Here is an 8,457-nt window from a genome sequence, read left to right as displayed (position 1 = left end):
ACCGGTGCTGGCCCGGGGTGCCGAACAGGTAGAGGATCAGGTCGCGGTCCAGCGACACGCGGCCGAAGTCCATGGCCACGGTCGTGGTCGTCTTGAGCGGGGTCATGCCCAGGTCGTCGATCCCGGCCGAGGCGTCGGTCATGACGGCCTCGGTCGTCAGCGGCATGATCTCCGACACGGCGCCGACGAACGTCGTCTTGCCCACCCCGAAGCCGCCGGCCACCACGATCTTCGTCGAGGTGAGGCCGGGGCTAGAGCCTGCGAAGTCCACTGAGCACCCTTTCCAGCAGGTTGACATCCGGGCGGCCGGCATCCAACTGCGGCTGATGCACCCGTACCAGGCCTTCGGCGGCCATGTCGGCGATCAGCACCCGAGCCACGCCCAGCGGCATGCGTAACAGCGCAGACACCTCCGCGACCGACCGTACCTGGCGGCAGAGGTGGCTGATCGCCTGGTATTCGGGGGTGATATGGGAGAACTCCCGGTGTTCGGCCGTCGCCGACGACACCAGCGCCTCCATCGCGAGCTTGACCCTGGGCGCGGTCCGCCCTCCGGTCACCGCGTAGGGACGGACCGGCGAGGCCGGGTCGTTGCTCGACGGCGGGGGCGGCTGGGGGGCCCAGCCACCGCTGTTCCATCTGGGGTCCGTCACCTACATCACCTGGTCTGGCTGGCGCGCAGCTCCGCACGCACCGCCGGGGTAAGCACCTTGCCGGCGCGATCCACCATCAAGGTCATCTGGTACGCCACCAGCCCCATGTCGCAGTCGGGGGCGGCGAGCACCCCCAGACAGGATCCATCGCTAATGGACATGATCAACATGAGCCCCCGTTGCATCTCCACGATCGTCTGGTTCACGGCGCCGCCCTCGAACACCCGGGCCGAGCCCTGCGTCAGGCTCACCAGCCCTGAGGCGATGGCCGCCAGCTGATCGGCCCGGTCCGCCGGGAACCCGGCCGACGTGGCCAGGGGCAGTCCGTCGGACGACACCACCACCGCGTGCGCGACACCGGGAACACTGTTGACGAAGTCGGTGATCAACCAGTCCACCCCCCGTGCCGCCTGGCTCAGGTCGTTCACGCGCCCTCCTCCCTGCTATCCACGTTCCTGGGGTCAGAGGCGAGGTTCGCCCTGCCCTCACTGAGATCGTCACGGGCCGCTCTGAAGCCCTTCTGGAAGCTCGACAGGCGGCTGCGCACCCGGTCCGGCGAGACCGCGGGCATCGGGGCGACGCCCTTGGGCGCGGAGGCCGTGTCGGCCGAGCCTGGCACCAGGTTCGCCTTGGGCACCCGCTTGGGCAGCCCGGAGGCGGTGGCGCCGTCGCGCACCGGTTCGGCCGCGGCCTGGGCGGCCGTCCAGCCGGCGTCGGCCTTGGCCGACCCCCACGCGCCGCTGCTGCCGCCGCGCTCGAACCAGGCCGACTCCACCGAGGCGAAGATCGGGAGGTAGTCGTCCCCGCCCGCGGAGGGGTTCACCGCGGGGATGGGCCCGGTGGCGCCGGACTCCGCCGTCTCGGGGAAGTCGTAGGCCTGCCTGCGGCCGGCCGGGTTCCGCGTGGGCAGCGGCTCGCTGGTTCGCTCGGGCAGCGGCGACGGCTCGCTCGCCCAGCCGCCGGGGACGCGGGACGGGATCCACACGTCGTCGGTGTCGTACGCGCCGCTGCGTGGTCCGGACGCCCACGAGTCGGGTCCGCTGGAAGGCCACTGCATGGCGGAGTTCGGCCACGATCCGCTGGGGTCCGCGTTCGGCGGGTACGAGGGATGCGCGGGGCTCATCTGGAAGCCGTTGTCGCCCCACTGCGGCGCGGGGGGCTGCGACGCGTAGGCGTCGGCGCGGGCCCGCTGCATGCCGGCCAGGGCCCCGGTGGCGCCGGTGGCGCCGGTCGAGCCGTCGAAGGGCACGGCCTGCATGCCGAGCAGGGTCTCGGGGATGAGCACCATCGCGGTGAGCCCGCCGCCGCTCTGCGGCCTGAGCTGTACGCGGATGCCGTGGCGGTGCGCCAGCCGGGAGACCACGAACAGGCCCATCCGGCGCGACACCGACACGTCCACGACCGCGGTCTCGCTGAGCCGCTCGTTGGCCTGGCCGAGCTCTTCCGAGGTCATGCCGATGCCGGAGTCGGTGATCGACATCATCACGCCGCCGCCGTCGATCCGGCTGCCGGAGACCGTCACCCGGGTCTCGCGCGGGGAGAACGACAGCGCGTTCTCGACCAGCTCGGCGATCAGGTGGATGACGTCGTTGACGGCCTGACCGGCGATCGAGACGCCGTCGGGCACCTGGAGCACCACCCGTTCGTAGCCCTCGACCTCCGACAGCGAGGCGCGGGCCACGTCGACCAGCTTCACCGGCTGGCTCCACCGGCGCGGGGGCTCCTGGCCCGCCAGGACCAGCAGGTTCTCGGAGTTGCGGCGCATGCGGGTGGCCAGGTGGTCCAGCTTGAACAGGTTGGCCAGCCGCTGCTCGTCCTGCTCGCCCTGCTCCAGCCCGTCGATCAGGGTGATCTGCCGTTCCACCAGCGTCTGGCTGCGCCGCGACAGGTTCACGAACATCGCGTTGACGTTGGCGCGCAGCCGCGCCTCCTCGCCCGCCAGCCGCACCGCCTCGCGGTGCACCTCGTCGAACGCCCGCGCCACTTCACCGATCTCGTCCTTGGAGGAGATCTGGATGGGCGGCACGTGCAGCGACTCGGGGTCGGCCTCGCCCTCGCGCAGCTGACGCACCAGGCCGGGCAGCGTCTTACCGGCGATCTTGAGCGCGTCCCCGCGCAGCCGCCGCAGCGGCCGGACGAGCGAGCGCGCCATGACCGCGGTGACCGCGAGGACCAGGACCAGCAGCAGGACGACCAGGCCGATGCTGAACGCGGCCGCCTGCCGGTCGGCGCCCTGCAGGTCCGCGGCGCGGGTGGCGATCTGCTGCGACAGCGACTTCTGCACGACGTTCAGCTTGTCGACCGTACGCGTGATGGAGCTGAACCACTCGTCGGCGTCCTTGGTGGTCGTGGTGTCCAGGCGCTGCAGCGCGGTCCCGGCGTTGTGCAGGAAGATCGCGCGGTTGGCGTAGAACTCGGCCCGGCCGACCTCGACGCTGGTGACCGTGTTGTCGAAGAGCTGGCGCTGGGCCGGGGAGGCGGCGCTGCGGAAGGCCGCGCGCTCGCTCTCCCGGCGGGCGCGGGCGTCGACGAAGGCGTTGAACTCAGGTCCGGTGAACTCGCCCTTCACCAGCGCCGCGGCCAGCAGCGCGCGTTGCTTGGAGGTCTCCTCCTCGGCCCGCGCCACGGCGCGCATGGCGGTGCTGGCCGAGATGATCTGCTCGTCGGCCGCCCCCTGGCCGACGTCGTCGAAGAGCTGCAGCAACTCGCTGATGACCTCGCTGTACTTCTCGACGGTCGGCAGCGGCGGCAGCTTGCTGTCCTGGACCGTCTTGCGCATCGAGGGAAGCTGGGTGAGCCGGATGCGGACCAGGTCGAGACGCCGGCGGCCCAGGTCCGACAAGGAGCCCTCGACCTCGCCGGCGGTGGCGAGCAGCCGCTTGATGCTGGCGTCGACGATGTCGTACTGGGTTTCCAGTTGCTGGAACTGCGACTGCAGGCGGTTCGCGGCGACGTACCGGGCGGCGGTGTCGCGTTCGACCGCCAGGTCGTGGGTCAGGTTCCCGACATCGCTCACCAGAGAGTTGACCTCACCGACCCGCGCGTACTCCTGTGCGCTGCCGATGGAGGTGCCGACGCGGAGCGCGCCGAGGAGCACGCCGACGACCGTCGGGATGGCGATGAGAGCGATGAGGCGGGTCCGTACTCGCCAGTTACGCAGAGCGAACGCGCTGCCCGGCTTGGGCAGTGGCCGGTCCGCCGGCGCCAGCGTGGAAGCAGGCGCGCCCGGCAGGTCTTTCGCCCTGCTACGACCGGAATCGGTCGTTGGTGTCCTCACTGTGGCAACCTCTCGCCTTAGCCTGCTGCTGAGGGGGATCATGCGCATTTTTCACGCCGACGCGTGATCGCAGGCAAGTTCGGTGCCCAATTTGAGCACAAACCTCATAGTTGAGCCAACGTCTCACGAGTTTTCCATCGTCCAGAGGGCCGCTTTGTTCGAGCCGCTAACCCTCGTTCACAGAGCGCAACCACCCCGCCAATCCGGACATATGACCCGTAAGATGACAGAAAGTAATATATACGACTATAAAGTGAGAAGTCGTATTGAGCGGAAAACTAGCGGATTCGAGGCATAGCGTCTTCAGCTCGGATCAACCCTCCGGTACGCTTCACGCCCGGCTATCCAATGCCGCGCTCCAGAAGCTTCCCCCCTGGTAGGAGAACCTCCCATGACACGCACTCTGCGCTGTCGCGCCATTGTCCTCGGCGCCGCAGTCGCACTCACCCTTGCCGCCTGCGGCACCGGCGGCGAGTCCACGGACTCGACGGCTGACACCGGCGGTTTGGAGAAAACCACGATCAAGGTCGGCGCTCTCCCCATTCCCGACCCCGTATCGCTGTATATCGCGAACGCCAAGGGCTTCTTCAAGGAGGAGGGCCTCACCGTCGAGGCCGTCACCATTACCGGTGGCGCGGCCGCGATCCCGCAGATCGAGAACGGCGCCCTTGACATCTCCCAGACGAACTACGTCTCGACCTTCTCCGCCGTCGAAGCCGGCAAGAAGCTCAAGCTCGTCGCGGACATGTATCAAGCCTCTGAAAACAACTTCAACATCATGGTCCCGAAGGACTCGCCGATTAAGACTGTGGCGGACCTGAAGGGCAAGACCATCCTGGTCAACAACCTGCGCAACATCGCCACGCTGGCCGTGACGACGCAGCTCAAGGTGGCCGGCCTTACTGAAAACGACGTCAAATTCTCGGAGAAGCCGTTCCCCGAGATGGGCAACGCGATCGCGAGCGGCCAGGCCGACGCCGGCTGGATCACCGAGCCGTTCATCACCGCGACGCAGAGCCAGCTCGGCTTCAGGAAGCTCGCCGACACCATGACCGGCGAGACCGAGAACCTGCCCATCGCCGGCTGGATGGCCAGCGACGAGTGGACGCAGAAGCACCCGAAGACGCTGGCCGCCTTCCAGCGCGCGATCGCCAAGGCCCAGGAACTCGCCTCCAGCGACCGCAAGGAGATCGAGGCGATGATCCCGACGTACACGAAGATCAACGCGCAGACGGCGTCGGTGATCACCCTCGGCACCTTCCCGAGCGAGCTGAACGCCGACCGGCTGCAGAAGGTCGCCGACCTGATGCTCGAGTACAACTACCTCAAGAAGCCCATCGACGTTAAGTCGATCATCGTGGCGCCGCCGTCAGCAGGATGAAAAGTGCACGACTGACCCGCGGCGTCATCGGCGCCGCGGGCTTCCTCGTCCTCGGCGAGCTGGTGATCAGGCTCTGGGTGTCCCGGACGTTCGATTTCCCGCCGCCGTCGGTGATTCTGTACGAAGCCGCGCTCCTGCTGCTCGACCCGGTCTTCCTCGAAGGGATGCTGACCACGATCGGCAACTGGGGGCTCGGCCTGCTGATCGCGATCGCCGTCGCGGTGCCGCTGGGCGTGCTGCTCGGCGCGCTGCCGCAGGTGGAGCAGGCGGTCCGGCCGCTGCTGGAGTTCATGCGGCCGATCCCGTCGGTGGCGATCATCCCGCTCGCGATCCTGCTCATCCCGGACGACGCGCTGATGAAGGTCTCCGTCATCGTGTACGCGTCGCTCTGGCCGATCCTCATCAACACCCTGTACGGCATGCACGACGTCGACCCGCTGGCCAAGGAGTCGATGCGGACCTTCGGGTTCGGGTCGCTGGCCGTGCTGTCCCGGGTCAGCCTGCCCAGCGCCGCGCCGTTCATGGCGACCGGGGTGCGGATCGCCGCCGGCATCGCGCTGGTGCTCGCGGTGAGCGCCGAGCTGGTGGCGGGCGGCGTCAACGGCATCGGCGTGTTCGCGGTGGCGGCCGCCTCGGGCAACCGGATGGACCTGATCATGGCGGCCACGCTCTGGGCCGGGATCTTCGGGGTGCTCGCGAACATGGCGCTGCAGCTCGCCGAGCGTCGGCTCTTCCGCTGGCACTGGCTCCGGACAGGAGGGGTGCGGACGTGAAAGTGCTCAACCGGCTCTGGTTCGTCCCTCTGGTGATCCTCGTCTGGGAGCTGATCACCCGTTTCGTCTATTTCGACGATGACTTCCCGCCGCCCAGCCAGATCGTCGTACGGATGTACGAGCTGTGGTTCTCGGGCCCGGCCTCTCAGCTCTTCCTTACTGAAGACGCGTTCGACAACATCATGCCCAGCCTCGCCCGCATGTTCGGCGGCTGGATCCTGGCGTCGGTGCTCGGGGTCGTGCTCGGGGTGATCCTCGGGCGCTCACGGAAGATCTCCGGGTACGTGGACGGGCTGATCGAGCTCGGCCGGGCGGTGCCGCCGCCGATGCTGCTGCCGCTGTTCGTCGTGCTGTTCCAGTCGGGGCTGGCGACGCAGCTGGCCACGATCGTGTTCGGCGTCATCTGGCCGGTGCTGCTCAACAGCATCGACGGCGCCCGGTCGGTGGATCGCACCTACACCGAGACCGCCACCGTGTTCGGGCTGTCGAAGGCCCAGCACCTGCGCGTGGTCGTGATCCCCGCGGCGTCCCCGAAGATCTTCGCGGGGCTGCGGCTGAGCCTGTCGCTGGCGCTGATCCTCATGGTGATCTCGGAGATCTTCGGTGGCACCGACGGCATCGGCTACCAGCTGCTGCAGGCCCAGCGGAGCTTCGACGCGGCCGGCGTCTGGTCGGCGATCGCGCTGCTCGGCGTGCTCGGCTATCTCGTGAACTCGCTGTTCGTCCTGGCCGAACGGCGTGTCCTGATCTGGCACCGTCAGGCCAATCGCACACCATGACCGTATGAGATCGAGAAAGGGACCCATGCGTCACTCCGACGACCTCCTCTGGAGCGCGGTTGCGGACCTCTCCCGCTTCGCGGCGCTGCTGACCATGGCCGAGCTGGGCCTGGCCGACGAGCTGGCCCACGGCCCGCTCGGCGCGGCGGACCTGGCCGGGCGATGTGAGGCGGATCCGGACGCGCTGCGGCGGGTGCTGCGGGAGCTGGCGGCCATGGGCCTGGTGCGGCGGACCGGGGACGACCGCTACGACCTCACCGAGCGGGGCACCCCGCTGCGGTCGGACGTCCCCGGCTCGCTGCGTTCCTCGATCCAGATGCTGGGCGAGGAGAGCCTCTGGTACGCGATGGGCAACCTGCCGGCCACGGTCCGCGCGGGCTCGTCGGCGCTGACGGCCCGCTACGGCCTGCTCTACGATCACCTGGCCGCCAACCCGGAGACCAGCAGGCTGTTCGGCGAGTACATGGCGACCAGGGCGATCCCGTTCATCGAAGGCCTGGTGAAGGGGTACGACTTCCGGGGCGTGCATAGCCTGGTGGACGTGGGCGGCGGCCGGGGGCATGTCCTGGCCGCGGTCCTGGAGGCCAACCCCGAGATGCGCGGCGTCCTCCTCGACCGGGAGCACGTCATCGAGCAGGCGCGGGCGGCGCTCGCCGCCGAGGGCCTGACCGACCGGTGCGAGCTGGTGCCCGGCGACTTCTTCCGGTCGGTCCCCGCGGGCCACGACGCCTACCTGCTGGGCAGCGTGCTGCACAACTGGGACGACGACGACGCGGTGACGATTCTGCGCAACGTGCGCGAGGCGATGGACCCGGCCGGCCGGGTGCTGGTCCTGGAGGTCGTGCTGCCCGAGGACGACGCTCCCCACCTGGGCAAGGACCTCGACATGCGGATGCTCGCGGTCTTCGACGGCGGCACCGAGCGCAGCGGGTCGGAGTACGGCGCGCTGCTCTCCCGGGCCGGTCTCACGCTCTCCCGGGTCGTCGAGCTGGAGGGCGCGGCCAGCCTGATCGAGGCCGTGGCGTCGGCGGATTAGCCGTTCCAGCCCGGCACGGCGGTGCGCACGGTCAGGGCGTGCTCGACCAGGTGGATCAGGGCGCCCTTGACCGATTCCTTGGAGCGCGCGTCCAGCCTGATGAGCGGGATGTGCGGGGCCAGGGAGAGCGCGTCGCGCACCTCGGTGTCGGCGTGCTGGAACTGGCCGTCCCAGCCGTTGACGCCCACGATGAACGGAAGCTGGGCCTCCTCGAAGTAGTCGATCGCGGGGAAGCTGTCGGCCAGCCGCCGCGTGTCGACCAGCACGACCGCGCCGATCGCGCCGCGCACCAGGTCGTCCCACATGAACCAGAACCGGTGCTGGCCCGGCGTGCCGAACAGATACAGGATCAGGTCCCGGTCCAGCGACACCCGCCCGAAGTCCATGGCCACCGTCGTGGTGGACTTCAGCGGGGTCATGCCCAGGTCGTCGATCCCGGCCGAGGCGTCGGTCATCACCGCCTCGGTCGTCAACGGCATGATCTCCGACACCGCTCCCACGAACGTCGTCTTGCCCACGCCGAAGCCGCCGGCCACCACTATCTTGGTCGAGGTCAAT

General features: G+C 69.1%; 9 protein-coding genes. 4 read left to right on the top strand and 5 right to left on the bottom strand.

Translation table 11 applies throughout. The annotated features are described in order from the left end of the window. The 4 genes from ACGFI7_RS41455 to ACGFI7_RS41440 all read right to left on the bottom strand — a co-directional run. Positions 1–298 (bottom strand): ATP/GTP-binding protein (locus ACGFI7_RS41455; RefSeq protein WP_393415256.1); only part of this gene is annotated, 298 nt, incomplete at its 3' end. Beyond that, positions 252–653, bottom strand: coding sequence for a DUF742 domain-containing protein (locus tag ACGFI7_RS41450; protein ID WP_393415253.1), 402 nt, complete (start codon positions 651–653; stop codon positions 252–254). The genes ACGFI7_RS41455 and ACGFI7_RS41450, both read right to left, overlap by 47 nt. A 5-nt stretch (positions 654–658) precedes the next feature. Then, positions 659–1,081: a roadblock/LC7 domain-containing protein gene (locus ACGFI7_RS41445; RefSeq protein WP_270156232.1), complete on the bottom strand. Its 423-nt coding sequence runs from the start codon at positions 1,079–1,081 to the stop codon at positions 659–661. Beyond that, positions 1,078–3,930: a nitrate- and nitrite sensing domain-containing protein gene (locus ACGFI7_RS41440; protein WP_393415250.1), complete on the bottom strand. Its 2,853-nt coding sequence runs from the start codon at positions 3,928–3,930 to the stop codon at positions 1,078–1,080. The genes ACGFI7_RS41445 and ACGFI7_RS41440 overlap by 4 nt, the downstream gene beginning before the upstream one ends. A gap of 391 nt (positions 3,931–4,321) precedes the next feature. Between ACGFI7_RS41440 and ACGFI7_RS41435 the strand changes: the two genes are divergently transcribed. The 4 genes from ACGFI7_RS41435 to ACGFI7_RS41420 are packed head-to-tail and all read left to right on the top strand — an operon-like array spanning position 4,322 to position 7,899. Beyond that, on the top strand, positions 4,322–5,311 hold the full coding sequence (locus ACGFI7_RS41435; protein WP_393415247.1) for an ABC transporter substrate-binding protein: 990 nt from the start codon (positions 4,322–4,324) through the stop codon (positions 5,309–5,311). After that, on the top strand, positions 5,308–6,084 hold the full coding sequence (locus ACGFI7_RS41430; RefSeq protein WP_393415244.1) for an ABC transporter permease: 777 nt from the start codon (positions 5,308–5,310) through the stop codon (positions 6,082–6,084). The genes ACGFI7_RS41435 and ACGFI7_RS41430 overlap by 4 nt, the downstream gene beginning before the upstream one ends. Continuing rightward, entirely contained in the window at positions 6,081–6,863 is a 783-nt protein-coding gene (locus ACGFI7_RS41425) for an ABC transporter permease (RefSeq protein ID WP_393415241.1), read from the top strand. Before ACGFI7_RS41430 ends, ACGFI7_RS41425 begins: the two co-directional genes overlap by 4 nt. Before the next feature lie 25 nt (positions 6,864–6,888). Then, a complete protein-coding gene (locus ACGFI7_RS41420; protein WP_393415238.1) occupies positions 6,889–7,899 on the top strand; it encodes a methyltransferase in 1,011 nt (336 codons plus the stop codon). Here ACGFI7_RS41420 and ACGFI7_RS41415 read toward each other — a convergent pair. Then, on the bottom strand, positions 7,896–8,456 hold the full coding sequence (locus tag ACGFI7_RS41415; RefSeq protein ID WP_393415235.1) for an ATP/GTP-binding protein: 561 nt from the start codon (positions 8,454–8,456) through the stop codon (positions 7,896–7,898). The two genes, ACGFI7_RS41420 and ACGFI7_RS41415, sit on opposite strands and share 4 nt — an antisense overlap. Position 8,457 lies beyond the last annotated feature (1 nt).

The sequence above is a fragment of the Nonomuraea sp. NPDC048826 genome (assembly GCF_043198225.1).
Classification (GTDB): Bacteria; Actinomycetota; Actinomycetes; order Streptosporangiales; family Streptosporangiaceae; genus Nonomuraea.
Note: the sequence above shows the minus strand (reverse complement) of the source record. Positions and strands in the feature narration are given on the sequence as shown.

Bases quoted from the DNA above. Each gene is read 5' to 3' on its own strand.
- ACGFI7_RS41435 (WP_393415247.1), top strand. From the start codon at position 4,322: ATGACACGCACTCTGCGCTGTCGCGCCATTGTCCTCGGCGCCGCAGTC.
- ACGFI7_RS41430 (WP_393415244.1), top strand. From the start codon at position 5,308: ATGAAAAGTGCACGACTGACCCGCGGCGTCATCGGCGCCGCGGGCTTC.
- ACGFI7_RS41420 (WP_393415238.1), top strand. From the start codon at position 6,889: ATGCGTCACTCCGACGACCTCCTCTGGAGCGCGGTTGCGGACCTCTCC.